Source organism: Latilactobacillus parafuchuensis (assembly GCF_055271665.1).
The window spans coordinates 2184913-2211781 of record NZ_CM143875.1; the positions used below are offsets into that span (position 1 = coordinate 2184913).

26 protein-coding genes and 1 riboswitch are annotated in these 26869 nt (G+C 42.7%); of the genes, 3 read left to right on the forward strand and 23 right to left on the reverse strand.

All coding sequences use genetic code 11. The features are described 5' to 3' along the window. Positions 1 to 20 precede the first annotated feature (20 nt). From holA to ACVPPQ_RS10855, 20 genes are all read right to left on the reverse strand, one after another. Entirely contained in the window at positions 21 to 1049 is a 1029-nt protein-coding gene (gene holA, locus ACVPPQ_RS10760; protein ID WP_463494663.1) for a DNA polymerase III subunit delta, read from the reverse strand. Next, a complete protein-coding gene (locus tag ACVPPQ_RS10765; RefSeq protein ID WP_463494665.1) occupies positions 1039 to 3318 on the reverse strand; it encodes a DNA internalization-related competence protein ComEC/Rec2 in 2280 nt (759 codons plus the stop codon). The genes holA and ACVPPQ_RS10765 overlap by 11 nt, the downstream gene beginning before the upstream one ends. Next, positions 3315 to 3806, reverse strand: a complete 492-nt coding sequence (locus ACVPPQ_RS10770; protein ID WP_035438757.1) for a ComE operon protein 2 — start codon at positions 3804 to 3806, stop codon at positions 3315 to 3317. Before ACVPPQ_RS10770 ends, ACVPPQ_RS10765 begins: the two co-directional genes overlap by 4 nt. A gap of 57 nt (positions 3807 to 3863) precedes the next feature. Further along, on the reverse strand, positions 3864 to 4559 hold the full coding sequence (locus ACVPPQ_RS10775) for a helix-hairpin-helix domain-containing protein (protein ID WP_463494667.1): 696 nt from the start codon (positions 4557 to 4559) through the stop codon (positions 3864 to 3866). A 77-nt stretch (positions 4560 to 4636) separates the two neighbouring features. Continuing rightward, the gene (locus ACVPPQ_RS10780; protein ID WP_463494669.1) at positions 4637 to 5677 is read right to left on the reverse strand and encodes a SepM family pheromone-processing serine protease; all 1041 of its coding nucleotides are present in this window, start codon (positions 5675 to 5677) and stop codon (positions 4637 to 4639) included. A gap of 1 nt (position 5678) precedes the next feature. Further along, positions 5679 to 6173: a pantetheine-phosphate adenylyltransferase gene (coaD, locus tag ACVPPQ_RS10785; RefSeq protein WP_463494671.1), complete on the reverse strand. Its 495-nt coding sequence runs from the start codon at positions 6171 to 6173 to the stop codon at positions 5679 to 5681. A gap of 12 nt (positions 6174 to 6185) precedes the next feature. Continuing rightward, positions 6186 to 6740, reverse strand: coding sequence for a 16S rRNA (guanine(966)-N(2))-methyltransferase RsmD (gene rsmD, locus ACVPPQ_RS10790; RefSeq protein ID WP_463494673.1), 555 nt, complete (start codon positions 6738 to 6740; stop codon positions 6186 to 6188). Further along, positions 6740 to 7036, reverse strand: coding sequence for a YlbG family protein (locus ACVPPQ_RS10795; RefSeq protein ID WP_463494675.1), 297 nt, complete (start codon positions 7034 to 7036; stop codon positions 6740 to 6742). The genes rsmD and ACVPPQ_RS10795 overlap by 1 nt, the downstream gene beginning before the upstream one ends. Positions 7037 to 7055: 19 nt before the next feature. Then, the gene (locus tag ACVPPQ_RS10800) at positions 7056 to 7469 is read right to left on the reverse strand and encodes a YlbF/YmcA family competence regulator (protein WP_463494677.1); all 414 of its coding nucleotides are present in this window, start codon (positions 7467 to 7469) and stop codon (positions 7056 to 7058) included. Between the two features lie 6 nt (positions 7470 to 7475). Further along, positions 7476 to 8543 (reverse strand): CAP-associated domain-containing protein, encoded by a 1068-nt coding sequence (locus tag ACVPPQ_RS10805; RefSeq protein WP_463494679.1) that lies wholly within the window; start codon positions 8541 to 8543, stop codon positions 7476 to 7478. Positions 8544 to 8549: 6 nt separating this feature from the next. Further along, complete coding sequence (locus tag ACVPPQ_RS10810) at positions 8550 to 9689, reverse strand: FtsW/RodA/SpoVE family cell cycle protein (protein ID WP_463494681.1); 1140 nt, start codon at positions 9687 to 9689, stop codon at positions 8550 to 8552. Between the two features lie 76 nt (positions 9690 to 9765). Then, positions 9766 to 10044, reverse strand: coding sequence for a DUF1507 family protein (locus tag ACVPPQ_RS10815; protein ID WP_463494683.1), 279 nt, complete (start codon positions 10042 to 10044; stop codon positions 9766 to 9768). Positions 10045 to 10177: 133 nt separating this feature from the next. Continuing rightward, positions 10178 to 12013: a translational GTPase TypA gene (gene typA / locus ACVPPQ_RS10820; protein WP_463494685.1), complete on the reverse strand. Its 1836-nt coding sequence runs from the start codon at positions 12011 to 12013 to the stop codon at positions 10178 to 10180. A 156-nt stretch (positions 12014 to 12169) separates the two neighbouring features. After that, positions 12170 to 12964, reverse strand: a complete 795-nt coding sequence (locus tag ACVPPQ_RS10825; RefSeq protein WP_463494687.1) for an inositol monophosphatase family protein — start codon at positions 12962 to 12964, stop codon at positions 12170 to 12172. A gap of 10 nt (positions 12965 to 12974) precedes the next feature. After that, complete coding sequence (locus tag ACVPPQ_RS10830) at positions 12975 to 13256, reverse strand: UPF0223 family protein (RefSeq protein ID WP_463494689.1); 282 nt, start codon at positions 13254 to 13256, stop codon at positions 12975 to 12977. A 154-nt stretch (positions 13257 to 13410) separates the two neighbouring features. Beyond that, entirely contained in the window at positions 13411 to 14817 is a 1407-nt protein-coding gene (lpdA, locus tag ACVPPQ_RS10835) for a dihydrolipoyl dehydrogenase (protein WP_463494691.1), read from the reverse strand. 7 nt (positions 14818 to 14824) lie between these two features. Continuing rightward, on the reverse strand, positions 14825 to 16435 hold the full coding sequence (locus ACVPPQ_RS10840; protein WP_463494693.1) for a dihydrolipoyllysine-residue acetyltransferase: 1611 nt from the start codon (positions 16433 to 16435) through the stop codon (positions 14825 to 14827). A 30-nt stretch (positions 16436 to 16465) separates the two neighbouring features. After that, the gene (locus ACVPPQ_RS10845; protein ID WP_025082396.1) at positions 16466 to 17443 is read right to left on the reverse strand and encodes an alpha-ketoacid dehydrogenase subunit beta; all 978 of its coding nucleotides are present in this window, start codon (positions 17441 to 17443) and stop codon (positions 16466 to 16468) included. A 1-nt stretch (position 17444) separates the two neighbouring features. Then, positions 17445 to 18554, reverse strand: a complete 1110-nt coding sequence (gene pdhA / locus ACVPPQ_RS10850; protein ID WP_463494695.1) for a pyruvate dehydrogenase (acetyl-transferring) E1 component subunit alpha — start codon at positions 18552 to 18554, stop codon at positions 17445 to 17447. A gap of 295 nt (positions 18555 to 18849) precedes the next feature. Continuing rightward, entirely contained in the window at positions 18850 to 19527 is a 678-nt protein-coding gene (locus ACVPPQ_RS10855) for a hypothetical protein (protein ID WP_463494697.1), read from the reverse strand. A 222-nt stretch (positions 19528 to 19749) separates the two neighbouring features. Continuing rightward, a riboswitch (M-box (ykoK) riboswitch) is annotated at positions 19750 to 19915 on the reverse strand. A 116-nt stretch (positions 19916 to 20031) separates the two neighbouring features. On the opposite strand from ACVPPQ_RS10855, the gene def reads away from it, so the two are divergent. Then, positions 20032 to 20586 carry a peptide deformylase gene (gene def, locus ACVPPQ_RS10860; protein ID WP_463494699.1) on the forward strand — a complete coding sequence of 185 codons (555 nt, stop codon included), beginning with the start codon at positions 20032 to 20034 and terminating at the stop codon, positions 20584 to 20586. 53 nt (positions 20587 to 20639) lie between these two features. Here the strand turns inward: def and ACVPPQ_RS10865 are convergent, their stop codons facing one another. From ACVPPQ_RS10865 to ACVPPQ_RS10875, 3 genes are read right to left on the reverse strand one after another with little or no spacing between them, the layout of a single operon-like run. Continuing rightward, positions 20640 to 22397 (reverse strand): ABC transporter ATP-binding protein, encoded by a 1758-nt coding sequence (locus tag ACVPPQ_RS10865; RefSeq protein ID WP_463494701.1) that lies wholly within the window; start codon positions 22395 to 22397, stop codon positions 20640 to 20642. Beyond that, on the reverse strand, positions 22384 to 24123 hold the full coding sequence (locus ACVPPQ_RS10870; RefSeq protein WP_463494703.1) for an ABC transporter ATP-binding protein: 1740 nt from the start codon (positions 24121 to 24123) through the stop codon (positions 22384 to 22386). The genes ACVPPQ_RS10865 and ACVPPQ_RS10870 overlap by 14 nt, the downstream gene beginning before the upstream one ends. A gap of 36 nt (positions 24124 to 24159) precedes the next feature. Next, positions 24160 to 24639: a hypothetical protein gene (locus ACVPPQ_RS10875; protein WP_463494705.1), complete on the reverse strand. Its 480-nt coding sequence runs from the start codon at positions 24637 to 24639 to the stop codon at positions 24160 to 24162. 197 nt (positions 24640 to 24836) lie between these two features. Between ACVPPQ_RS10875 and ACVPPQ_RS10880 the strand changes: the two genes are divergently transcribed. After that, the gene (locus tag ACVPPQ_RS10880) at positions 24837 to 25049 is read left to right on the forward strand and encodes a DNA-directed RNA polymerase subunit epsilon (protein ID WP_463494707.1); all 213 of its coding nucleotides are present in this window, start codon (positions 24837 to 24839) and stop codon (positions 25047 to 25049) included. Between the two features lie 3 nt (positions 25050 to 25052). Next, entirely contained in the window at positions 25053 to 26741 is a 1689-nt protein-coding gene (gene rnjA / locus ACVPPQ_RS10885; RefSeq protein ID WP_463494709.1) for a ribonuclease J1, read from the forward strand. Positions 26742 to 26869 lie beyond the last annotated feature (128 nt).

The window sequence follows — 26869 nt, forward strand, 5'->3', positions numbered from 1 at the left end:
ATTATCGGTAGCCTATTTTTTTAGGCCGTTTTTTGAGCAGCAAACTGTAACATAAAGAGTTCAAATAATAAGGCTGGTTGACCCTGCCCCGTTTTGATTTTAACTTCGATGTCTTCTAACCCAAGATAAGCAGCTGCCAATGTCGGCTTCGAAAAATGTTTAATTTGTTGCATCGCCAACTTAATCCGATACGGATGGATTTTTAAAACACTGGCGAGATTGCCCTGACTATACCCTTTTTCGAATAGAATTTTAACTTGCAGCAACAGCCGGAATTGCCCTAAAAGAATCGCATTAATCTTTAAGGGTTCCTCTTTTTGCAACACTAATTCATGATAAATCGTCAAAGCCGGACCGACTTTTTTCTGTAAAACTAACGGTACCAATTCAAAAACATTATTTTCAATACTGCTGGCGACTAACGTATTGACTGCCGCCACCGTAATCTCGCGCGTTTGAGCGGCGCAGAGGATTAACTTCGGTAATTCAGCCATCATCTGACTATAATCGCCACCGGTTTTGCTGACTAGTAATTGCATCGCTGGTGCCTCAATCGTCACCTTTTGAGCTTTCAAATACTGCCCCACCAACTGCTGCGCTTGATGATCCTTAACTTTTTGGACATCAACAATTGTGGCAGTCTTTTTAAGCTGCTTGACTAATTTTTTCCGTTCATCCAACTTAGGATACGGCGCAAAAACGACCAATGTGGTTGTCGGTTGCGGCGTTTCAAAATAAGTTTGTAAGCTCGCTAAATCATGATCTAGTTTATTTTTAGTTTTTTCACCCGTTAAAAAATACGGATTTTGCAAAAAGACTAACCGGCGTTCACCAAAAAAAGGTGCCGAACCCGCATCGTCAATCGCAACAGCGACCTCGGTAGCTGCTAAATCATAGCTCGCAAAATTCATCGTAAGCTCTTCAGCCGGTAAACTTTGTTTAAATAATTGACGTACCTCTTCAATTAACGCTTCTTCTTGCCCTAAAACAAGGTAGAGTGGCGCCAATTGTTGGTGTTGAATCGCTGTTTTTAATTGTTCAATTGTCATCATTTACCCAATCCTTTATCGTTGTTTTAATTTGACTATTGTCGCTATCCAGCCAGGGCCCGTAACACCATTCAAGCATCCCAGACTGCGCGGTCACCCAATAAGGCACCCCCGCTTGTTTTAACGTTTTAAGTGTGACTTCGTGCGGATGTTGATAACGGTTATGCCGACCAGCCGAAATCAAGGCGCCCGTTGGTTTTAACCGTTGAACAAAAGCCGGCGCGGTTGCTGTTTGACTCCCGTGGTGGCCCACCTTTAAATAATCGACCTTAAGCTGCGGATAACGCCGTAATAGGTCTAATTCACCGGCTTGCTCCAAATCACCCGTAAACAGCCACTGTGTCCCTTGTAAATTAGTCGTAATCACTAACGAATCCGCATTAGTCCCATTACCCGCAGTAACTGGCGCTAAAACAGAATAGACTTGCTGACCGATTTTAAACGGCTGATCCGCCAAAGTTGGCGTTAATTGAATCTGATTTAAATAGGGCTTAATTTGCCTTTGAAATTGCTGGTTTTCCGGTAGTCCCGCCGCACAAATCACCCGATCGACCTTGATTTTCTGCAGGAGTTGACCCAAATCACCAATATGATCGGCATCTTGATGGGTTACCGCGACCGCATCCAAATGGTCGATGCCTTGACTATACAGATAATTAACCGTCATTTTTTCGACGCGACTCACTTGATAGCGTTTCTGCCATTTTTCCTGTGGTAATTTCAATCGACCACCCGTATCAATTAATAGGTGGTGGCGATTAAACGGCTGTTGAATCAGAATACTATCCCCTTGGCCAATATCAAAGACAATCACCCGACCGATTGGGTTAAAATGAATCCCCAAAAAGCTGAGACCATACAACAGAATTATCCCGCGACGTAACCGACAACGGACGGCTGGCACCACCGTGACCATCAGCAATAACGTCAAACCCAGTACGCCTAATAGTGGCAGTAATGGTATTTTGCCAAACGTCACGGTTAGATACGGAAACGTGGCTAACCAATCTAGCAGCTGGTAAAGACTCCGCAAGACCCAATCACAGCCACCAATTAGTGGCGAGCAAACAAATTGTCCCACGATGGCTAAGCCCACTAAGCTCAACACAACTGGTAGATAAATCGGCACCATCGCACCATTCACCAAAATCGTTAACAGATGCCACCGATAAGTATACCGTAGGCCCAGTGGTAAGCTGATTAGATTCAGCCAATAGCACACCTTAAAATTAGACTGACCTTGCAAGTAGATTAGTGCAAAAGCCATCAGATAACTGAGTTGGCCACCCATTGATTGCAAAAGATACGGCTGCCACAACAAATTCAGTCCTAAGACCTGACTCCAACTATCTAAGCGCGATTGCCGCCAATGGCACTCTTCACAGAGTAGTTGCACCATCATTAACCCAATCGCACGACTGACACTCGTCCCGTTACCGGTAAAAACGGCGTAAAACGGCAGACTGACTAGCAACAATCGATTCATAATTTCGCGCGGGATTCGACAATAAGTCGCCCCCGCGCGCACTAATGACAGTAAGTAAAAAACGTGCAAGCCGGATAAACTAAGTAGGTGAATGACCCCCAAGCGACCCAGCGTCTCTTGATACTGTGTTCCTTGTTGATCCCGAATACCAAGCAATAGCGCTTGCGCGTGAAAACTTAACGTCGGCGGTAATTGTGCTAGTCTAAGCGCGCATTTTTGACGAACGCTGTGTAATCGATCACGCCAATTTTGGGGCTCAATTGGTTGTAACCCATGCTCCGGTACCACCTGAATTTGATAATGGCAATCTTTTTGTTGCGCTAAAAAACGGGCGTAATCAAATTCATTGCGATTAGTCGCGCCTTGAACTCGTTCAAAATCAAAGTCGCCGTTCAGTATGATTGGCCGCCAATTCGTTTGCCAGCGTCGTTGTTCTTGCCGATTCTGACAACAATAAAACCCAGAAACCACTTGGTGATCGACTTGACTGGTTGCCAAAAAACGGACTTGATCTCCTGACACTTGAATATCATCCGGTTGAATCTTAAAAACCTGTTGATCTGGCGGTCGGCGCGTTAAATCCGATTGTAGCTGCCAACCAAAGCGAACAACACCGCAAACTAATAAGCCGATCGTCATCCCAATAATCGTTGGTTGTCGCAAAATACTGATTCTGAACAACCACAATAATAATAAGCAACTACTAATTAGGCGATACTGACCAAGCAAAACCGCGTTGAGTAAAGCTAAACAAATAACTGGGTAAACCCAGTTGTTTCTCATTCAGAAGTCTGTTCGTTCTCCAGAAAATTAACTAATGTATTGGCATCATCCACGGATAAATTAACCTGTTCAACCACCACACCTGATTTTTCCAATAACTCGTAGGCATACGGATCATTATGGTAATCCTTTTGATAGTGAATTTGGCTAATCCCCGCTTGAATAATTAATTTAGTACATTGTAAACAAGGAAAATGAGTGACGTAAATCTCAGCGCCATCTGTTTGGACCCCGAATTTAGCACATTGCGTCAAAGCGTTCATTTCAGCATGAATCGTCCGTAAACAGTGACCATCGCGCATTAAACAACCGACATCGATACAGTGATCTTCATGGGCGACGGAGCCATTATAGCCCCCCGCAATAATGCGTCGATTGCGAACCACTAATGCGCCGACGAACAAACGTGGGCACGTACTGCGCATCGATAATAGCACCGACTGTAACATAAAATATTGATTCCATGGCATTCGCTTATCTGACACCATCATTCCCCCTAAAAATATAATTAGTTCTCATTATAGCAAATTTTACATCAATCGGACCTATTCAACACAAATTTGCGACTGTAACTGTTCGAAAGTTTTCGGGCCTATTCCGCCAACTTTTTGTAATTCTTCAATCTTTTCAAATTTTCCTTGTTCATCACGATACGCAATTATTTGTTCAGCCTTCTTCGGCCCAATGCCATTCAACGTTTGTAACTGGGTACTGTCAGCTTGGTTTAAATTAATTTTGGCACTACTGGTCGATTCATTCGTTGCCGTTGTCGGTTGTTCTGACGTTGCTGCTTGACCACCGCTAGTCTCAGGACTTTTAATCAGTTCTGCGGCCTCAATCGCCTCCCCTTTGCGCGGCACATAAATAATTAATTGATCCGTCAACTTCTGTGCTAGATTTAACTGACTCGTCTCAGCCGCTTCGGTCACCTCGCCCGCAGCCTTCAGCACATCAAATAACCGTGTTTGACCAACCTTAATCGGATAAATACCCGGATGGTTGACCGCCCCTTTTAAATCGATAAAGCCGCCTTTTGCTGGTTGCTCTGACTGGTTAGTTTGCGATTTAGCTTTTGCAGACGGTTGTTTTTTTGATGATGATCCTTTTAGCAATTGTTGGTTCTCAACGCGTTGGTGCGCTGTCCGTTGGTGTCGACCCCAGAGACCACCCCCGATTAAGATTAAACCCACGATTGGTAGCCACCAAAATTGACGCCAACGTTGCCAATTAATCGGCCCCATCTCATCACCCCCCTATCTATAATTACCCGAAACAAACAAAAAAGTTCGCTGATTAATCATCAACGGACTTTTACTGGTTATTTTAAATAATTGAGAGCATCGTCCAACGTTTTGACCGGAACGATTTTCATTTTAGTTTTAATCTTTTTAGCAGCTGCTTTGGCAATTGCGTAGTTATTTTGATAGTCCGGTTCAACTTTCAAAATGGCTTTAGTGACCGGATCATCCGGGGCGAAGAACACCGTGGCCCCTTCTTGACTGGCGACTAAGACTTTCTTATCAATCCCGCCAATCGGTCCAACCGTGCCATCGGGGGCAATCGTTCCCGTCCCAGCAATCGTGCGACCGGCTAATAATGATTGGTTGGTTAACTGACTATAAATCTGTAACGTAAACATCAAACCCGCTGACGGGCCACCAATTTCACCCGCATCAATCTTAACTGGCGTTTCAGTTTCGATTTCTGAATGATCGGTTAACGTAATCCCCAACCCTGCATAATGCGTTTTAGGGAGCTTAATCAGCCGTTGAGTGGCTTTTTTAGCGTGACCGTTATGTTGATACGCAATCGTTACCTTTTGACCCACTTTTAAACCTTGCACGTATTTAACAAAACCATCGGCGCTCTTGAATTGTTTTTGATTGATGGCCGTAATCGTATCGCCAACCGCTAACTGCTTTTTAAAAGTCGATTGATCTAAAATCGACATCACATAAACTCCCATATACTTGGTGGTATATGGTTTTTTAGCCTTCTTGTAAGCCGCTTCAACCGCACTGTTAATCGAGCTGTCCATGTAATATTTTTGAATCTGATCATAATCTTTCGAATCTTCATCACCCATTAATTCAGCACGACTCAAAATTTCAGTAAAGGGTTGCGTTTTAGATAATAATAATTGTAATCCGGTTGCTGGCCCTTGAATACCCACTGTCGTCAATAAAAAGCGACCCCGTTGTTGGTCATGTTTCCCCGCGACTGTGACAAATTGTTTAGTGGGTTCGGCCGTTCCAGCACCTTCTATGTAGTAATGGGTTGGCACTAGGCAAAAGGCTAGCAGTAGGAGAATCACTAGCGGCCAGATAAATCGTTTGAATCCCCGCTTTTTTTTTGGCATTTTAATCTCTCTTATCCTGTAATTTTTGTTTTAAAGCCCGTTCGACAGTTGGTGGCACTAATTGATCAACTTGACCACCAAAACTGGCGATTTCTTTAACCATACTAGAAGAGATAAACGCATATTCCTGTTTGGCCAACAGTAGAACCGTTTCTAGCTGACCATCTTGGGTTTGATTTAACGCCGCAATGTCTCTTTCGTATTCGAAATCATTGGCATTGCGAATCCCCCGAATCAGATAACGAGCACCCACTTGGCGCGCAAAATCAGCCGTCAACGTTTTGGGTTGCGCGACAACCTGTACGTTGGCTAAACCAGTGGTCACTTCCGCGATTAACGCTACTTTCGTGGGACTATCAAATAAAGGCTGCTTTGCCGCGTTAGTCATCACCGCGATGATCACTTGATCAAACAACTGACTAGCCCGTTGAACCGTATCTAAATGCCCTTTCGTAAAAGGATCAAAGCTTCCTGGAAACAGAGCAATCTTAGGCATCTCGCCACTTCCTTAACCAATAAATTTAAAGATGGCAACTTCGGTAATGCCGTAATTTTGTTGCCGTTTTAGTTCATAATGTGGTATCTCTTCTGGATAAATCAACGTCGTATCCGTTTCACATAAAATCGTCGCGCCGGGTTGCAAGAGATCGAGTTCGATAAATTGTTGTAATTGTGCCAACATCTGTTGCTGTTTATAAGGTGGATCCAATAAAATTAACTCGAATTTTTGCTGGTCAGTTGCCAATTTGACCAACGCTTTTTCAGCCGGCATCTTCCAAATGGTAAAACAATCTGGCATCTTTGTGACGGCAACGTTATCTTGAATCGTTTGAATCGCTGCGTATTGACGGTCCACTAAATAAGCGTGATCCATCCCACGCGAAACGGCTTCAATGGCTAAACCACCGCTTCCGGCGTAGAGATCTAACGCTTGGCCCCCATCAAAAAATTGACCGAGCATACTAAACATGGCTTCTTTCACTTTATCCGTGGTTGGTCGTGTTTGCATTCCTGGGACGGCCTTTAACCGCCGTCCGCCAAATTCGCCTGCAATAATCCGCATTAATCTAACTCCTCTGAAACTGTTTTTTGGGCGATCATTTCCTCTGGTTTACCCACACGGGCCCCAAAGTCCATATCAATATTGGGTCGTTGTGAAAGACTAACCCGTTTAACATAGTGTAATTTCTTTAATTTTTCGACAGCCATCTCAGCTTGGTCAATGTCGACATACAAATACACGTATTTCATGCGTTTAGACGTGTAATAAACAAGACCATATCGTCTTAATTGTTTCACTTGTCGTAATGAATACAGCCATACAACCACGCCTTGTCGTTTCGTTACTGTCAATGTCATCTAATCAGTCCTTTATCTACTATCGTTGATGTGGTCGCCGGTCAATCTCAAAAAAAGGATTGCCCGCTGCGACTTGAATATCGGTTGAAATACTGTCAGCAATCGTGATGCTAATCTGACCCCATAAATTTTCTAAATCAGTTTCAGCTTGTTTAAAAGCCTGAATTTTAGGCTGCAAGTCCAACGCCCGTTTCGCTTTTAACACAGCCGTTTGAACTTGCATAAACCCCGGCGCAGCCTCACCGTAATCAGCAATTGCTGCATACCGATCACGTAACCGCGTAAAATCTGTTATTTGTTGTTGTAATGCTGAATCATCTGTCACTATTTTTTTTGTGGTTTGGTAGCGTTGGTAGACGGTTCCTTGGCAAATCGTTTGAAAAAGTTGCGCCAATTGGTTTTCAATGGCCAATAAATTATCATCAATTATCACGTTGTCCTACTCCAATACTAAGATTGTATGACCGTCAATGGTTGCCACCCGCATACTTTGCAAATCCGGCTGCTTAATTACCGATTGTAGCGCGGTTTGTCGGTTCAACACTAATTGCTTCGTCCCAAGTTGGTTCGGCCAAATAAAAAGATGACTCGTTGGCTTCAAACCGAGGGCCGACCACAATCCCCGTTTAAAATCACGTGTGGTTAAATAACGATTATCCGTCGTTGCTTGTTTAATCTGCCGAAACCGTTTCTGTCCCTGTTTTGTTAACCACCTAGCCGGTTTAGCTTTAAACTGTTGCGTAAACGCAGGAGCAACCGGTAATGAATCAACAGTCAACAGCGTGTGTTGTTGGTTTAACCGTTGGATCTGAACGTATTGTTGCAAGATGGCTTGTTGGTTCTGGAATGTGTCAGTCGCGCTATTATCCGATACAGGAATCGGGGTCATCGAAATGACCCGGTATAAATCAGTTTGTAATAACGCATTGGCGTCTAAATAAATGACCGTCGCTAAGTGATCATCCGTCATCACCAAAATGGCATAGGTGCCATTCTTAAATGCCACTAGTGGATATTGCTTTTGTTGTTGCTCGTTTAACTCAATCTGAAAAGTTTGTTCGTGCAATTTGACTTCAAAATTGGCGGCTAACGTCATTGTGTGTGTCACCTGATCAAGCGTTTGCTGGTATTTAAACGGGGCGCTATTTTGAGCTTGTCCCAATAATACGAGCTGTTCAACCCGATTGGTTTGTTGGTCAATCGTTGCTTCCAAATATTGCTTGGAATCGACGTGAAATAACCAACGCATTGTCTCCGCCCCATTATTAAGTTGCTTGATTGGTTGTCCATAAGCTTGTATTAAATCGGCTACAGGTCGTTGGATCAATTTAGCCGGACCGACCGTGGTTAACATTTGATTTTGTGGATGCGTCAACCGCGGTTTTGTTTTAGTCGGCGCCGGCGGTTTAACCACTGTTGATTGCGTATCGAACATGATTGGCCAAGCAAATAAAATGCCTAACCAGACTAATAGGGCGACTAACCACCGCCAACTCTTTTTAACCATCTGCATTTATCGTAACCGTTGGTGCGCCAGACGCTTTTCTTGAGCACTAATATTCAATACCATGCCCAAGCCGGTGGCCAACACTAGCATACTGGACCCCCCATAACTAATGAACGGTAGGGTCACCCCAGTGATTGGTAGAATTCCTAATAAACCACCAATATTAAAGAAAGTCTGCACGAAAATAATCGTACCAACCCCATAACAAATTAATGTATGGTACATCTTGGTCGCGTGAATCCCCAGCATAAATATTCGGATAATGATTACACCTAATAGGCCCAAAATCACCAAGGCCCCCACTACCCCAATTTCTTCAGTAATGATTGATAAAATGAAATCGGTGTACGGCTCAGGTAAATACCCCCGTTTTTGGATACTATTACCAAGCCCTAAACCAAACCAACCGCCGTTATTAATCGCGTAATACGAATTAACGAGCTGACTACCACCCATATTTTCTAACTTAAAGGGGTGTAAAAAAGCCAGTAATCGATTTAGCTTATACGACGAAATATTGTTCGACAAATTGAAATGGCCTAGAATCATTAACGCACTCGTCACCACTACCGCAATCCCGCCAATCGCTCTCGCACCATATTTAATCGGAATCCCCGTCCCAAAAAACATGACTAAGGTCACCATTCCTAAAATACTAGCGCCCCCTAAATCGGGTTGAATTAAAACGAAAAAGATAATCAAACCAACTAGTATTACGGGCCGCAAAAATATTTTGACGTTGTCTAAAAATTTTTCTTCTAACTTTTTTTCTTTATTTGATAACACACTTGCAAGATACAAGACAATCAATAATTTCGCAAATTCAGATGGCTGAATGCTGATTGGCCCAAATTGAATCCAAGCCGTTGCACCGTTCACCGCCGCACTAGGCCGAAGATGACTTAATCCGAAAAGATATAGTAATGCAGCAAATATGGCAATCGTACTCCCCATTAATAACCCAGAACTACGTAAGACTGATAATCGTAAAAAAAACGTCACTAATAATAATATAAACCCGATTGCGATATAGATTAATTGCTTGGTAAAATAGGCATCTGGTTTCAAGCCGTTAATCGACATTAAATCCGAACTGGCCGAATAAACCATCAAGGCGCCAATGGCACATAAAATGATATACGGCATTAATAACCAATAATCGAGATATTGAATTTTACTTTTTTGAAACTTTCGCCACACAGTTACACCTAATTTCTACTAATTAATTGAGCACTTGCGCTTGATAAATTTGGTTATAAATCTGATTGACCTGTTCTTCAAGATTACTCACCAAATCATTGCCTTCATCTACCGTAATTAATTGCACGCGTTTAGCAAAATCGACTTCCTTGGAAAAGCCAAACATCTGCGTGTCAATAATTTCTTCAACAATTGGACATTGGCTCAAACAAAGCGCCTTGAATTGTTGTGTTAATAGCTTTTGAATCTTATCTGCATCTGCTTTTAATGTTAAATAACCGACCGTTTGTTGTTCAATCATGCTAAAACCCCTATTTATCCGTTATTTTATGAAACACTCTATCGTGTATTATAGCATACTTCTTTTACCCGACTATACCAAAAAAGGTAGCCCCTAATGTTTAGGAACTACCTTTTAACTTTAAGTTAATGAATTAACCTTTTTTACGTTTCTTATCAGCTTTAGTCCGTGCATTCGTATCGAGAATCTTTTTACGTAGACGAACTGAAGTTGGTGTAACTTCACAATATTCATCATCGTTCAAGAATTCGATTGATTCTTCAAGAGACATTGCTTTTGGTGTCTTGATTGCTGCAGAATGATCTTTACCTGAAGCACGCGTATTAGTTAAGTTTTTACCCTTAGTAACGTTAACCGCGATATCAGCATCACGACTGTTTTGACCAATAATCATACCTTCGTAAACTTCAACGGCGGCACCAATAAATAATTGGCCACGGTCTTCAACGGATTGTAAACTATAAGTCGTTGAAGTCCCTGCATTGATTGAAACTAAGGCGCCATTACGACGGCCTGGTTCCCAGTTCTTAATAACAGGCAAGTATTTTTCGAAAGTATGGTTCATAATCCCGTAACCACCGGTCATGGTTAAGAATTCTGTTGAATAACCAATTAAACCACGTGAAGGGGCTAAGAAAGTCATCCGTGTTTGACCATTGGAATCACTTTCCATGTTTTGCATTTCGCCCTTACGTTGTGACATGGTATCAATCACTGAACCAGTATATTCGTCAGGTGTATCGATTTGGACCATTTCAAATGGTTCGCTCATGACACCATCAACGTCACGATAGATAACTTCTGGACGTGATAATTGTAATTCGAAACCTTCACGACGCATTTCTTCAACTAAGATTGATAAATGTAATTCCCCACGACCAGAAACAACCCAAGCACCAGACTTGTCTGTATCTTCAACGCGAAGAGAAACATCGGTATGCAATTGATGACGTAAACGGTCTTCAATCTTACGAGCAGTAACAAAGTCACCTTCACGGCCAACAAATGGTGAATCATTGGCAACAAACGTCATTTGTAACGTTGGTTCGTCAATCCGCAAAATAGGTAAAGCTTCTTGATGATCAACTGGTGTCACAGTTTCACCGACATAGATATCATCCATCCCGGAAACGGCGATTAAATCACCCGCTTGTGCTTCTTGGATTTCAACTCGGTCTAAACCGATGAAACCAAAGATTTTTGTGACCCGGAAGTTCTTAGCAGAACCGTCAAGTTTCAAGACGGCAACTTGATCACCAATCTTGATTGATCCACGAGAAACACGGCCAATCCCGATACGACCAACATAGTCGTTATAATCTAACATGGCAACTTGGAATTGTAATGGTTCGTCACTATTATCAATAGGGGCTGGGATTGTCTTTAAGATTGTATCAAAGACAGGTACCATTGTATGTTCTTGTGAATCAATTTCTTCAGAATAACTTGAAGTCCCATTAATCGCACTTGCGTAAACAACTGGGAATTCCAATTGATCTTCATCAGCACCTAATTCGATGAATAATTCTAAGACTTCATCAACGACTTCAGCAGGACGTGAGCCAGGACGATCAATCTTATTGATAACAACGATTGGTGTTAAATGTTGATCTAACGCTTTTTTCAAAACGAAACGGGTTTGTGGCATTGTCCCTTCAAATGCATCAACGACTAATAATACGCCATCAACCATCTTCATGATCCGTTCCACTTCGCCACCGAAATCGGCATGTCCAGGTGTATCTAAGATATTAATTTGTTTGCCATTATACTTAACAGCCGTATTCTTTGAAAGAATGGTGATACCACGTTCTTTTTCAATATCGTTGGTATCCATGGCGCGGTCAGAAATTTCTGAATGACCTTCTAATGTATCTGATTGTTTTAACATTTCGTTAACTAAAGTTGTTTTACCGTGGTCAACGTGGGCAATAATCGCAATATTGCGAATGTCTTCTCTTTTTTTCAAGTGATTACGCTTCCTCTCGCTAGTGACTTGACTAGTGTGTTTGTCTAATGTATACAAGCTAATATTTTACCATAAAAATTGCAGTTACGCTTTATATATTAACGAATTTTTGAAAATCCGCAAGTTTTTTTCATGAAAATCTAATTATTGGTACGCTTATTTCTGTTGCATAATCGCTAAAATCTCATTCATAGCATGGGCTGGTGCGACGACCATCCCTTCTTTAGTGGTCATGGAAATTGGTTGGCCATTAAATTTCAGAACTTGAAAACCTAAACTTTCGGCCAAAACACGACCGGCAGCGATGTCCCACGGTGCTAGTTTAGAAATATAAGCGCACAAATTGCCCTTCAACAATTGACCAAAGACAATCCCGGCGCTCCCATAAATTCGGACCCCTGAACTGTGCATAAAGACGCGTTGCAAATTCAAATCATCAGCCACTAACATCTTCGTATTGACCGTGATTAACCCCTTCGTTAACGGCGGATTATCCGTCAACAACAACGGTACTTCGTCTCGGAAGACGCCTAGTTGTGGCCCACCCCAATAGAGTTGATCGGCCATCACGTCGTAAATAATCCCTAATGTCGGTTGGCCGTGGTCGTAAACGCCAATCATGATTGCAAAATTCTCATTCTGCTTCACAAAATTCATCGTGCCATCAATCGGATCAATGAAAAAGGCTAAACCAGATTCCCAATCATCAGGAACGGCCTCGGTTCCTTCTTCGCCCACTAAAATCGCTTGCGGGTAATCGCCTTTAATTTTAGCTGCTAAAAAAGCTTGGTTAGCACGATCAACGTTGGTCACAAGGTCATTGGGGCCAGACTTCGTGGCGATTTCTAAAGGCTGTTTAATCTGACTTCTTGTGTAGGCGGCTGCCTCAAGAACCCATTTTTGTAAAGATTGGCTTAACTGATACAGCGCCTCTTTTTCCATCCTATTCATCTACCTTTAATTAATTTACCGTCATCTTGAGTTGTGTTCGATCGGTTTTTTGAGCCGCTTGCATGCATCGATAAATCGAATAACCACAAGCTTCAGTTAGAGCCTTATCCAACTGTTTTTCTTGCATCTTACTTGGCACAACGGTTTTAAACGCCCGGTAAGCCACTTTTAAGTCAGCGACCTTGACCCCAAATTCGTAAGCCTGTTCCACTGAATTATAAAGATGCATGACCTGGACCACTTCATCTGGGGTCCAATCAGGTTCTAATGGGTAACTATAGTTTGTTTGCATAAAAACTCCTGTTATTCAAAACCAGCTCTTCAGATAGTTTACATATTTTGTCGTTAACTGATTTACATTATACCTTATTTAGCAACTAAAAACGCGACTGATTTGACAAAAAAAAATAATCGACACTTGTCGATTATCTTTTTAGACCCGCAATTTAGATATTAATGGGCATCCCTAACGCTAGTTCAGCACCATCCATAATCGCTTCACTGAGCGTTGGATGTGGATGAATCGTCAATGCTAAATCTTCAGCATTCATCCCCGATTCAACGGCTAACGTTAATTCGGAAATCAAATCACTGGCCCCAGCACCTGCGACTTGCGCGCCAATCAAAGTATGATCTGCTTTAGTAGTCACTAATCGCACAAAACCATCTGTGTCCGCCAGTGATAACGCCCGACCATTTGCCGCAAATGGGAATTTAGCCGCTTTAGCTTCGATTCCCTTGGCTTTGGCTTCAGCCAACGTTAAACCAGTAGTCGCGAGTTCCGGATCAGTGTAGCAAACGGCTGGCATTGCGTGATAATCAACGATTGACTTTTGACCCGCAATCGCTTCAGCCGCAATTTTAGCTTCGTAGCTGGCTTTATGGGCCAAGGCAGCGCCGGGAACGATATCCCCAATCGCATAAATACCAGACACATTAGTTTGGCCTTGTTGATCAACTTCAATCAAACCGCGGTCAGTCAATTGGATACCCGCTTGCGCGATTCCCATATCATCCGTATTGGGCCGGCGACCAACCGTCACCATCACATAATCAGCGACGAGCGTTTGTTCCTGACCACTAACTTCATATTTGACAGTGACGTTTGTATCAGATTCAACGGTCTCTTTAGCCATCGCGCCCGTAATCACGTCAACCCCCTTGGCCTTGAAGTTCTTCGTCACTAACTGTACCATATCTTTTTCAAAGTTCGGTAAAATGGTATCCGTTCCTTCAAGAATCGTGACGTGTGCGCCAAGATTGGCGTAAGCGCCTGCTAATTCAGAGCCAATGTAGCCCCCACCAATCACAACCAATTCCTTAGGGACTTCAGTTAAGTTTAACCCACCAGTCGAATCGATGACCCGTTGACTAAATTTAAACCCTTTAATTTCAATTGGCCGACTGCCAGTGGCGATGATTAAGTTTTTAAAACTGTAAGTTTGGGCACTATCCGGATGGATCACGCGTAAGCTGTGCTCATCGACTAAAAAGGCCGAACCTTCCAACACATCAATGTGGTGTTTCTTAAATAGCATTGAAACGCCACCCGTTAAGGTTTCAACGACCTGATGTTGTTTCCAATCTTGCGTTTTGGCGAAGTCCAGTTGCGCACCGGTCGTCGTGACCCCAAAAATATCAGAATGTTGAGCGGCTTGGAACCGATGGCCGGCAGAAATCAACGCTTTTGAAGGAATACAACCGACGTTCAAACAAACCCCGCCGATGTTGCCACGTTCAATCACCGTTACTTTTTGACCTAATTGGGCTGCGCGAATGGCAGCAACATAGCCACCAGGGCCAGAACCAATCACGACTGTTTCTAATTCAATTGCAAAGTCACCTACTACCATAATCTCGTCATCCTTCCATCAATAATAGCTCTGGATCAGCTAATAGTTCTTTTAATTCGTTCATTGCCCGTTGTGCAGTCCCACCATCGATTAAACGATGATCAAACGATAATGATAATTTCATCACTTTACCAACGGCTAATTCGCCGTCCGCATTAACGACTGGTTCCGTCGCAATTTTACCAACCCCTAAAATCGCAACTTCAGGATGGTTAATGACTGGTGTAAACCAACCGCCACCGATTGAACCGATATTACTGATGGTCATTGAACCACCATTCATTTCTGCTGGTTTCAATTGATTATCAAGCGCTTTTTGGGTGTTTTCAGTAATTTCTTTAGCGATTGCAAAGATACTCTTCGCATCCGCATTTTTGATGTTCGGTACGTATAAACCGTGATCTGTATCGGTCGCAATGCCGACGTTTAAATAATGTTTATAAACAATTTCATTCGTCGTGTCATCAATTGATGCATTGAGCATTGGAAAATCGCGTAAAACAGTCACTAACGCTTTGACGATGTATGGCAAGAACGTTAATTTAATGTCTTTCTTAGCGGCGACTTCCTTAAACTTCTTACGATGGGTCATTAACGCTGAGACTTCAACGTCGTCAAACAACGTCACGTGTGGCGCCGTATGCTTGCTAGTCGTCATCGCTTTGGCAATTGCTTTACGAGTTGGCGACATCTTTTCACGGGTTTCCATCTCTGGCGTATCGGATACAAATGGTTTAACTGGCGTTGCAACAGCCGTTTGAACCGTTTGTGTTTGCGCAGTAGCAGCCGCTGGTATGGCGTCATTGGCCCCGGTCGCTACCACTTGTCCACCTTGCATGAATTGTTCAACATCGACCTTCGTAATCCGACCGTGTTTACCAATCGCCGTGACTTGACTAATATCAACGTCATTTTGACGCGCAAATTGACGAACTGATGGCATTGCTAGAATTTCCCGATTAGGGTCACTGATGGCAACGACCGTTGGATTCGTCGACGCAGGTTGTTCAGTGGCCGGCACAACAACTGCTGCTGGTTCATCCGAAGCCGTTGTTGTAGTGGTTGTATTATGACCAGGTGCATCAATTTCAACTAAGACTTGGCCGACCGTTGCGACTTCGCCTTCACCCACCAAAATTTTAACAACTTTCCCACTAACGGGTGACGGAATTTCTTCGACCGATTTATCATTTTGAACTTCTAATAAAGTGTCGTCTTCGGCAATTGTATCGCCTTCAGCGACCGCCCATTTCTGGATTTCGCCTTCAGCAATCCCTTCACCAATATCGGGTAACTTAAATTGATAAACACCTTGGCCACCTTCAACGACTGCAGCAACTGCTTGCACAGGTTCTGCAGTGTCATTTGGCGTTTTTGCATCAGGTGAGTCAATTTCAACTAAGACTTGGCCGACCGTTGCGACTTCACCTTCACCGACTAAAATCTTAACAATCTTCCCACTAACAGGTGATGGGATTTCTTCAACTGATTTATCATTTTGAACTTCTAATAACGTATCATCCTCAGCGATTACATCGCCTTCAGCCACTGCCCATTTTTGGATTTCACCTTCAGCAATGCCTTCGCCAATATCGGGTAACTTAAATTGATATGCCATGCTCTTAATCGTCCCTTCTCTAATCAGCTTTTAAAAGTTGATAATTTCTTTGACTTTATTTTCAATATCCGTTGCATTAGGGAGCCAAGTTGCTTCCGCTTGTCCAAATGGGAATGGTGTATCCGGCGCTGCTACACGACCGATGGGTGCTTCTAAGGATAAAATCGCACGTTCGGCAATTTCAGCGGCGACTTGTGCCCCAACCCCCGCTTGTTTTTGGGCTTCTTGAACGACAACAACGTGGCCCGTTTTCTTAACCGACGTAATAATCGTAGCCATATCTAAAGGCGCAATCGTTCTTAAATCAATAATTTCAGCATCAATTTGGGCCTTCGCTAAATTCTCAGCCGCTTTTTGAGCTTCGCGAACCATCGCACCATAAGTCACGATAGTTACGTCAGTTCCGGCTTTCGTAATCCCGGCTTTATCGAGGGGGACCGTATAACTTTCGTCAGGTACTTCGCCTCGGAATGACCGGTACAATTTCATGTGTTCCAAATATAGAACCGGATCATTAGAACGAATCGCTGAAATCAACAGCCCTTTGGCATCGTAGGGATTACTAGGCACAACTACCCGAATCCCGGGAATCTGCGTAATCATCCCTTCAAAATTATCTGAATGCATTTCTGGGGTATGCACACCGCCCCCAAAAGGTGCCCGAATCGTGATTGGCATATTGCGGGTGTTGCCCATCCGATAGCGTGTCCGTGACATTTGCCCAGCAATTGAATCCATAGTTTCAAAAATAAAACCAAAGAATTGAATTTCGGGGACTGGTCGAAAACCTTCTAAGGCCAGGCCGATTGACAGCCCACCAATCCCGGATTCAGCCAATGGTGTATCGAAAACGCGGTCTTCACCATGTTTGGCTTGTAAGCCTTCCGTCGCCCGGAAAACCCCACCATTTTTACCAACGTCTTCACCAAAAATCAAGACATTTTCATCTTGGCCTAATTCTAAATCTAACGCATTTGTAATTGCTTGAATCATCGTTTTTTGTGCCATCTTAATTGGACTCCTTTGCAGTGTATTCAGCGAGTTGTTCTTGAATATTTTGCGGTTGATCTTCAAAAGTAACCTTCAAAAAGTCCGTTACCTTTTGTTTAGGAGCAGCGTCTGCTTCATTAATCGCTTGTTTAATGTCTGCTTTGACTTGATCGATCAACGCATCTTCTTGCGCTTGTGACCAAAGTCCTTTATCCGTTAAAAATTGACGCATCCGCGTTAATGGATCTCGTTTCAACCAAATGTCATCCGTTTCCTTTGTCCGGTAACGGGTTGGATCATCCCCAGACAACGTATGTGGCCCATAACGATAAGTTAAAGTTTCAATTAAAACCGGTCCATTGCCGGCAGTTGCGTAATCGCGTGCTTCTTTCATCACTTCATAAACCGCCAAAGCATCCATCCCATCGACTTGAATGGCTGGAATACCGGCCGCAACCCCTTTTTGAGCTAAGGTAACTGCTGCCGTTTGCTTTTCGCGTGGGACTGAAATCGCAAAACCATTATTTTGAACCACGAAAATAGCTGGGGCTTTAAAAGCACCTGCAAAGTTGAGGCCTTCATAGAAATCTCCTTGTGAAGTCCCACCGTCACCGGTATAAACGTAAACGGCATTTTTAGAATGCCGTTTTTTCATCCCAACAGCCACACCCATTGCTTGGATGTATTGCGCACCAATAATAATTTGCGGTGGCATCGCTTTTAATGATTCCGGATATTTATTACCATCAATGTGACCACGTGACCACAAGAAAGCTTGTGATAACGGTAGCCCGTGTTGGACTAATTGTGGGACATCGCGATAACCTGGAAATAAAAAATCATCCTTCGTCATCGCAAAATTACTGGCTAATTGGCTCGCTTCTTGCCCCGCAGTTGGCGCATAAAAACCCAAACGGCCTTGTCGATTCAAAGCCGTTGCTCGTTGATCTAGCACCCGTGACCAAACCATTTGTTTCATTAAATCAACTAATGCTTCATCGCTCAAATCCGGCATTATTTCGGGATTAACAACCTTCCCTGTTTCATCAAGAATTTGAACCATCTTAAATTCCTGGCTTTCTGAATTAAGCAGTTGTTCAAAATCAACTGCAGCGTGTTTGTTTGCCATCATCATCCATCCCTTCGATATTAGCTGTTTTAATCATAACATACATCTGTATTATTCCAGTTATTCAACACCTTTAATTTAGCATTTTATTGCACACAATGCAAACGCTTAATAGTGATTCCTTAAGAATACTAACATCGTCACCAATTGTTGATATATGTGAATTCAATCACTAAAAAGCAATTGTATCACTTCTGTATTATTATCGCATAACTATCTGTTGCATAATAATGCCGTTTTAACGACAAAAAAAGCATTCACAATTATTGTGAATGCTCTTTTTGTTGGGGTACTGCTATGCAAAAATCGGTTGGGGTATCTCAGCGTTGCCAGCGTGGATTAACGACTGACGAACGGCCTTGGTTACCGGTTCAATCCGTAAATGTTGCATCATCCGGTGTAAATCAAAATTAATTAACGTTGAACGATTCCCGTTCATCCGTAAAAAGTGTCCAGTTCTAACCATTTGAACTAATTTAACCATTGAAACTAGCATGCTAGCAATCAGCAATAATGCAATTGCGACAAACGCCATTTGATTGATCATTAATAAACCACCAAAGGTCATCATCGCCGTCACCGCAGTCATCACGGAATGGGCAACCTTAACCTTAGCGCCGTGATCCACTGTCAAAAAACGTGAATCAACTACGACACCGTGCAAATCGTTAATTGGTGTTGTATCCGCTGCAACCACCGCCATTTGAGCATTTAATTCAACCACCGCAACCGGTGCTTTTTCAACCGCTGCTAATACCAGAATGTCGCCAATCACTAATTGACTCGCACTTACTTCTCTTAAAAAACCGTCTCGCATAACCGTTACTAATTGTGTTTTTTCAGGCGCCACCGCAGTTCGCTTAGCGACCTCGACCCCTGTCAAACCACTAGGCCGGGTTAACAAGACCCGCATTAGCATTTCTAAGCTACTAATGCCTTGAATTGTCATGTTTGGTTTTACTTTTTTCAGCATCTCGTTCGACACTCCTTCCCTTTAGAGGAAGTCGTCGTAACACTGCTAGCAGATTATTGCTGGCAGTAAAATGACAGACCACCTCGGATGATCGTTATCACTACTACTAGGACCTTCAGCTGTTTGTATCATTCTACTCACCAGACTTTCTGTTAATTAGATTTAAGATTGCTTTTTATCGACAAAAAAAGACGCACAACAATTGAGCGTCACCGAAAAAGCTGGCGTTCCCAATCGTTCAGTTTTAGCACTATATGACGTAGAAACCTTGTTCAGCTACGTTAGAAAAAGCCTTAATTGGCAATTTCTGTTGACTCAATTGGCATCTCTCGATGTTTCTGAGTAGCAGCGTCTGTTCATATAGGAGCCTCACCTAACGGAAAAGCAATATCTCTTATACAACCAATTTTACTGGTTATTGTTAGCCCCGTCAAGCGATTTATTTCGCTTCTTCTTAAATTATGCTAAAATAGATAAGTGATGAATTAATCGGAGGTCTGAACTGTGATATTAATGAAAGATATTATCCGTGAGGGAAACCCCACACTAAGAGCAACTGCACAACTTGTTACATTCCCATTATCTGCTGAAGATCGGCAATTAGCTGCCGATATGATGGCCTTCTTGGAAAACAGCCAAGACGCTGAACTAGCTGAAAAATATCAATTACGGGCCGGCGTCGGTTTAGCCGCACCCCAAGTTGACGTTTCAAAACAAATGTCAGCCGTCCTAGTCCCCGGTCCCGATGATGAACCGATTTTTAAAGACGTGATTATTAATCCGAAGATTATTAGTCATTCCGTTCAAAATGCGGCGCTTGCTGAAGGCGAGGGTTGCCTCTCAGTCGATCGTGAAATTCCCGGCTACGTGCCCCGTCATGATCGCATCACCTTGCGCTATCAAGATGTTGAAGGTATTAGCCACAAACTGCGTCTAAAGAACTATCCAGCCATCGTTTGCCAACATGAAATTGATCATTTGAATGGCATCTTATTCTTTGATCACATCAACATGGAACATCCTTTCCAAGCGGATGATGATTTACTAATTATCGAATAGCATCGCATCAAAAAGGCGGGCCCACCTATGTGGACTCGCCTCTTTGAATACCATTATTTTTGACTATCGGCAAACTGGCTATTATAGAGTTTGGCATAGACACCCTCGGTCGCTAACAAACTCTCGTGGGTCCCCTGTTCAACAATCTGACCATGATCCATCACTAAAATCAGATTAGCATCCCGAATCGTCGATAGACGATGGGCAATCACAAAGCTGGTCCGGCCCTGCATGACTTTTTCCATCGCTTTTTGTAACAAACCTTCTAATCGAGTATCGACTGAACTGGTCGCTTCATCTAAAATTAGAATCTTAGGATCGGCAATCACCGCCCGGGCAATCGTCAATAGTTGTTTCTGGCCTAATGAAACGTTGCTCGCTTCTTCATCTATCGCCATTTGGTAACCGTTTGGCAAAGTGTGAATAAAGTGATCCACATTCGCCGTTTTAGCGGCGTCGACTACTTCATATTCGGTCGCCGCTAATTTACCAAACCGAATATTTTCAGTGATTGTCGTATGATACAACCACGCATCTTGCAACACCATCCCAAACAGTGAGCGCACTTTTTGTTTAGCGACTTGTTGCGTATTAACCCCGTCGATTTCAATCGCGCCGCTGTCAACATCGTAAAAACGCATCAATAAATTAATCATCGTTGTTTTACCAGCACCCGTTGGTCCGACAATTGCAATTTTATCGCCCGGATTGGCCGTAAAACTTAAATGTTTAATTAACGGCTTTTTAGCATCATAACTAAAGGAGACGTCTTTAAAGACCACCCGACCTTGTGGATTGGCAGGCAATTCCGCGATTTCATGGTCCGTTGTTTCAACTGGTTCATCCAATATTTCAAAAACCCGTTTCGTCGCCGCGGCAGCCGATTGCATCACACCTGATAACTGTGTGATTTGTGAAATGGGTTGATTAATTTGCCAAATATACTGAATGAATGCTTGTAAATTACCAACTGTAATCACGCCATGTAAGACATAATAACCGCCTAAAGTCGCCATCCCTGCGTAAGTTAAGTTAGTGGTTAACCCCACCAACGGCATCATTAACCCGGAAATAAAAGCGGCCTTAAACCCAAAATCCGTTAACCGATCAGTAATCGTCGCAAATTCAGTGTAGGCCCGGTCTTCTTGCCCGTATAGTTTCAAAATACCGAAACCACCGTAATTTTCTTGAACAAACCCGTTCAATTCCCCCAAGGTATTTTGTTGTCCTTGGAAATACGGTTGTGATTTTTGAATAATTTTTTGTGAGATCAATAACGACGCCGGAATCATAATTAATGATAATAGCGCCATCCAAATATTGATTGTGACCATCATGACCACCGCCATCACAATCCCCAGAATCGAGGTGATGACTTGAATCAGACTTTGTTGAAGTGCATTAGTGATGGCGTCCACATCATTGGTGACCCGCGATAAAATATTGCCTTGTTGTTGGGAATCAAAGTACCGAACCGGTAATTCATTGATTTGCAAATCAATATCGCGGCGCAAATCGCGCATGGCACGTTGCACAGCACGGGTCATCAAGAATGAGCCCAGAAACATTGAAACTTGATACAAAATCGCAAAACTGAGAATCATTGCGATCACTTTAGAAATATATTGGAAATTAATCGCAACGTGTTGTGCTAGATTACTGCCAATTTCGGTCACTGCTAACCCCATAATGACTGGCCATAGTGCATTCGCAAAAACTGAAATCACGGTTGCGACAATTGCTGCCCAAAAAGTCAGTCGGTAAGGCCCAATGTAGCGCATGAGTCGTTTTAAGATTTTAAGATTTTTCATTGAGCTCCTCCTCTGATAATTGTGATGACGCAATTGCACGGTAAATCTCGTTAGTCGCCAATAATTCTCGGTGTGTCCCAATTCCGACCACTCGGCCTTCATTTAAAACGACAATTTTATCCGCATTCATAATCGTCCCGACCCGTTGCGCGACGATTAAGACGGTGGCTTGTTTTGTAATTGGTTTTAAAGCGGCTCTTAACGCTGCATCAGTTTGATAATCCAACGCTGAGAAACTATCATCAAAGATATAAATATCAGGCCGGCGCACAATCGCCCGGGCAATCGCTAGTCGTTGCTTTTGCCCCCCCGATAAATTACTGCCACCTTCAGCTAAGTATGTTTGCAATCCTTCCGGCTTCTCAGAGACAAAGGTTTTCGATTGCGCAATTGTTAAAGCTTCCCACAACTGTTCATCGGTCGCCTCCGGATTACCATAACGTAAATTATCCGCAATTGTTCCGGTGAAGAGCACCGCTTTTTGGGGAATGAAACCTATTTTTTGACGCAAAGCTTTCATCTGATAATCACGCACATCATACCCATCCAACATCACTTGACCACGCGTCACATCAAAGAAACGCGAAATCAACTGAATTAAGGTCGACTTACCGCTACCAGTACTCCCAATAAAGGCCACCGTTTCACCCGGACGCGCTTGGAACGACACATCTCGGATAACGGGACTTTCAGTAGGACCAGGATACGCAAAAGACACATTGTCAAAGACTAATTCACCATGCGTTTCAGTGGTCGTAACCCCATCATCTGCTTCAGTCATATCCGATTTTTTAGCGAGTAATTCTTCAATCCGTTCCGCCGAAACCGCTGCTCGTGGATACATCATAAAGACGCTGGCAAATAACATAAATGAGAAAAGCACGTGAAAAATATATTCAATGAAAGCAATTAAAGTGCCGACTGCTAGATGACCGGCGTTAATTTGAACCGCACCTTGCCAAATGATCAGCACAAAAACAATGTTAAAGATGAACGAAAAGCCCGGTTGAGCGACCGCCATCAATGTAAATAATTTGATTGAACTTTGACTATAAGCTTCGTTGACTTTCTTAAACCGACTCTGTTGAAACTTTTCACGGACAAAGGCCCGAATCACTCGAATCCCCGTTAAATTCTCACGCAGATTTAAATTAATCCCGTCTAAATTTTGTTGTTGTTTTTCAGACATCGGTTCGGATAGCCGGCCAATAATGAAAACACCAATCAATAGAATTGGAATCGCCGCAAAGACAATCCAAGATAACGACCGACTCGTCCGAACAATCATAAACGCACTCGCGACAATCATCATCGGCGTCATGAAGCCGGTTCGCAAGACCATCGACATGAACTGCATCACTTGGAACGCATCATTGGTGGTTCTGGTAATCAATGACGACACCCCAAACTCACCATATTCTTGATGCGAGAACTGCATCGTTTGTTTAAAAATATCATTACGCATATCCCGAATAAGGAGTGTCGTAATCCGACTACCGGTATACGCTAAGCCGATTAAACCGACTAGTCCGATTAAACAAATAACCACCATTAATAAACCAAATTGCCAAACTGGTCCAAAAGTATGTCGGTTGATGCCTTTATCAATAATTTGTCCCAAAAGCGTTGGTAAGCCCAATTCAATCAGTACAAAACCAAACACACAAATAAAATTCCAAAATAGTAACTTCTTATAGCGAATGGTATACCGCCACATTAATTTCATCGATTCAAAACCTCTTTTATCTTTAGAATGTTTAACTTACACGCGGGCCATATCCTTTACATATTCAATTGTCTCACGATTAACAATAAAGGCCACGTCAAAATGATACTGTTGATCCAATAACCAAGCATCCGTAATCATCAATGCCGGATATCGTGGACTAACCGACGCAATTCGTCGTTCATAGGCGACTGCGTTCAACGTTTCCTCAAGTTCCGTTGAGATCATTTTTAATTGGTCAACTGGCGTTACGATTGGTACTTGGTACTCAAAGACCATCACATTGCCACCCCAAACTTCCGTCGGTAAATTCGCCCGTAACGGAATTGGCGGGGCATAGAATTGTGGTCGTTTAGTACTCACTCGTTGATAACCAATATTGACGAGTTCATCAACCGTTGTTTGACTACTTTTTTGTAGAATTCGCATGGCTCGCCGTCGGTTCAGCCGACGAATCCAGCTCACTATGCCGATTAATAATATCACCGTTAATAATGCAATGACCCAAGGTATCATGCTAATCACCCATCCTCATTCAAGTATTCCTAATCAATAGTATAACTGAATTGTCGGTAACTCGCCATTGCAGCGCCTATCAGAAATGTATACTTTAACTTAAAGATATGCTAAAATATTCTTAAATGTTGAGTAATCAACCACTGGACGGTTAAACTTTCGTTTAAAAATTCAAACATCATAAAGGAGTTTTACAATTGATTTATAAAGTATTATACCAAGCAGACAAAACACAAAGCCCTCGTCGTGAGGCGACAAAATCACTCTATCTTGAAGCTAAGAACGCTGTTGCAGCTCGTCAACTTGTCGAAGACAATACACCCTACAATATTGAATTTGTGCAAGAATTAAGCGGCGAACATTTGACTTTCGAACAAGAATCAGAAGATTTCAAACTAACGGAGTTTTAATGAATGAAACTCAATATTAAGAACAACGAAACTGCTATTTTTGCCGTAGGGGGTCTTGGCGAAATTGGTAAGAACATGTACGGTGTTCAATTTCAAGATGAAATTATCGTGATTGATGCCGGCATCAAGTTTCCTGAAGATGAATTATTAGGGATTGACTATGTCATCTCTGATTATCAATATCTCGAAAAAAATCAACAAAAGATTAAGGCTTTGGTCATCACCCATGGTCATGAAGATCATATTGGTGGCCTCCCTTATTTCTTAAAACAAGTCCCAAATATTCCGGTTTACGCTGGTCCTTTAGCCCTCGCTTTAATTCGGGGCAAACTAGAAGAACATGGTCTTTTAAAGTCAACTGATTTACATGAAATTCGCGAAGATACCGTCCTTAAGTTCCGCAAAACCAGTGTCGACTTTTTCCGGACTACCCATTCAATTCCCGATACATTAGGCGTCGCTGTGCATACGCCACAGGGTGTGATTGTCCAGACGGGTGATTTCAAATTTGATTTAACCCCAGTTGGTAATCAACCTGCTCCAAATTTACAAAGAATGGCGCGTTTAGGTGAAGAAGGCGTTTTATGTCTGATGTCTGATAGTACCAATGCTGAAGTGGATAATTTCAGTAAGTCAGAACGCTTTGTTGGTAATTCAATTCGCCATATCGTGGAACGAATTGAAGGTCGGATTATATTCGCCACCTTTGCTTCGAATATTTCTCGAGTTTCCCAAGCAGCCGATGCCGCGATTGCTAACGGTCGTAAAATTGCCGTTTTTGGTCGCAGTATGGAAGCGGCCGTTGTCAACGGTCGTGAACTGGGCTATTTGAACATCCCTGATGAAGCCTTAATCGATGCGAACCAATTAAATTCGATGCCTGCTGATAAAGTCATGATTCTCTGTACCGGTTCTCAAGGCGAACCAATGGCCGCTTTAAGCCGGATTGCCAACGGTACTCACCGTCAGATTTCAATTCAACCTGGCGATACCGTTATTTTCTCAAGTAACCCAATTCCTGGTAACACGATGAGCGTCAACCACGTCATCAATAAATTATCAGAGGCCGGCGCTGAAGTCATTCATGGTAAAGTGAATAACATCCATACTTCAGGTCATGGTGGTCAAGAAGAACAAAAATTAATGCTCCGTTTAATGAAACCTAAGTATTTCATGCCTTGTCATGGTGAATACCGGATGCAAAAAATCCATACTGAGTTAGCGCAACAATGTGGTGTTGAACCAGACAACTGTTTCATTCTTGAAAATGGTGATGTTTTAGCCCTAACCGCTGATTCAGCCCGCGTTGCTGGTCATTTCAGTGCCGAAGACGTGTATGTCGACGGTAATGGGATTGGTGATATTGGCAACGTTGTTTTACGTGATCGTAAAATGCTTTCTGAAGAAGGTTTAGTCGTAGTGGTTGCCACGATTAATTTCGGTCAGAAAAATATATTGGCTGGTCCCGACATCCTATCACGTGGTTTCGTTTATATGCGTGAATCAGGTGAATTAATCAGTGAAGCGCAACGACGCGTTTTCAGAATGATCGTTAACACGTTCAACGCGAATGATAAAGTGACTGAAAATCAAGTTCGTGAGGCTATTATCGATGGCCTACAAGATTTCTTATTTGAGAAAACTGAACGGCGCCCAATGATTTTACCGATGATTATCCAAAGTAATGAATAAATATTAAACAAGCTGTGCCTGAACTCGATTATTAATTGAGTATCAAGTTGAAAATGCTGGTTATCCCGAACAAAGGATAACCAGCATTTTTGATTTGAACGGAAATTGATGAGTTCTGGCGCGCGTCA

Excerpts from the sequence above, each read along its gene's own strand:
- holA (WP_463494663.1), bottom strand. The coding sequence starts at position 1,049 with ATGACAATTGAACAATTAAAAACAGCGATTCAACACCAACAATTGGCG.
- ACVPPQ_RS10765 (WP_463494665.1), bottom strand. The coding sequence starts at position 3,318 with ATGAGAAACAACTGGGTTTACCCAGTTATTTGTTTAGCTTTACTCAAC.
- ACVPPQ_RS10770 (WP_035438757.1), bottom strand. The coding sequence starts at position 3,806 with ATGGTGTCAGATAAGCGAATGCCATGGAATCAATATTTTATGTTACAG.
- ACVPPQ_RS10775 (WP_463494667.1), bottom strand. The coding sequence starts at position 4,559 with ATGGGGCCGATTAATTGGCAACGTTGGCGTCAATTTTGGTGGCTACCA.
- ACVPPQ_RS10780 (WP_463494669.1), bottom strand. The coding sequence starts at position 5,677 with ATGCCAAAAAAAAAGCGGGGATTCAAACGATTTATCTGGCCGCTAGTG.
- coaD (WP_463494671.1), bottom strand. The coding sequence starts at position 6,173 with ATGCCTAAGATTGCTCTGTTTCCAGGAAGCTTTGATCCTTTTACGAAA.
- rsmD (WP_463494673.1), bottom strand. The coding sequence starts at position 6,740 with ATGCGGATTATTGCAGGCGAATTTGGCGGACGGCGGTTAAAGGCCGTC.
- ACVPPQ_RS10795 (WP_463494675.1), bottom strand. The coding sequence starts at position 7,036 with ATGACATTGACAGTAACGAAACGACAAGGCGTGGTTGTATGGCTGTAT.
- ACVPPQ_RS10805 (WP_463494679.1), bottom strand. The coding sequence starts at position 8,543 with ATGGTTAAAAAGAGTTGGCGGTGGTTAGTCGCCCTATTAGTCTGGTTA.
- ACVPPQ_RS10810 (WP_463494681.1), bottom strand. The coding sequence starts at position 9,689 with ATGCCGTATATCATTTTATGTGCCATTGGCGCCTTGATGGTTTATTCG.
- ACVPPQ_RS10815 (WP_463494683.1), bottom strand. The coding sequence starts at position 10,044 with ATGATTGAACAACAAACGGTCGGTTATTTAACATTAAAAGCAGATGCA.
- ACVPPQ_RS10825 (WP_463494687.1), bottom strand. The coding sequence starts at position 12,964 with ATGAATAGGATGGAAAAAGAGGCGCTGTATCAGTTAAGCCAATCTTTA.
- ACVPPQ_RS10830 (WP_463494689.1), bottom strand. The coding sequence starts at position 13,256 with ATGCAAACAAACTATAGTTACCCATTAGAACCTGATTGGACCCCAGAT.
- lpdA (WP_463494691.1), bottom strand. The coding sequence starts at position 14,817 with ATGGTAGTAGGTGACTTTGCAATTGAATTAGAAACAGTCGTGATTGGT.
- ACVPPQ_RS10840 (WP_463494693.1), bottom strand. The coding sequence starts at position 16,435 with ATGGCATATCAATTTAAGTTACCCGATATTGGCGAAGGCATTGCTGAA.
- ACVPPQ_RS10845 (WP_025082396.1), bottom strand. The coding sequence starts at position 17,443 with ATGGCACAAAAAACGATGATTCAAGCAATTACAAATGCGTTAGATTTA.
- pdhA (WP_463494695.1), bottom strand. The coding sequence starts at position 18,554 with ATGGCAAACAAACACGCTGCAGTTGATTTTGAACAACTGCTTAATTCA.
- ACVPPQ_RS10855 (WP_463494697.1), bottom strand. The coding sequence starts at position 19,527 with ATGCTGAAAAAAGTAAAACCAAACATGACAATTCAAGGCATTAGTAGC.
- ACVPPQ_RS10865 (WP_463494701.1), bottom strand. The coding sequence starts at position 22,397 with ATGAAAAATCTTAAAATCTTAAAACGACTCATGCGCTACATTGGGCCT.
- ACVPPQ_RS10870 (WP_463494703.1), bottom strand. The coding sequence starts at position 24,123 with ATGAAATTAATGTGGCGGTATACCATTCGCTATAAGAAGTTACTATTT.
- ACVPPQ_RS10875 (WP_463494705.1), bottom strand. The coding sequence starts at position 24,639 with ATGATACCTTGGGTCATTGCATTATTAACGGTGATATTATTAATCGGC.
- rnjA (WP_463494709.1), top strand. The coding sequence starts at position 25,053 with ATGAAACTCAATATTAAGAACAACGAAACTGCTATTTTTGCCGTAGGG.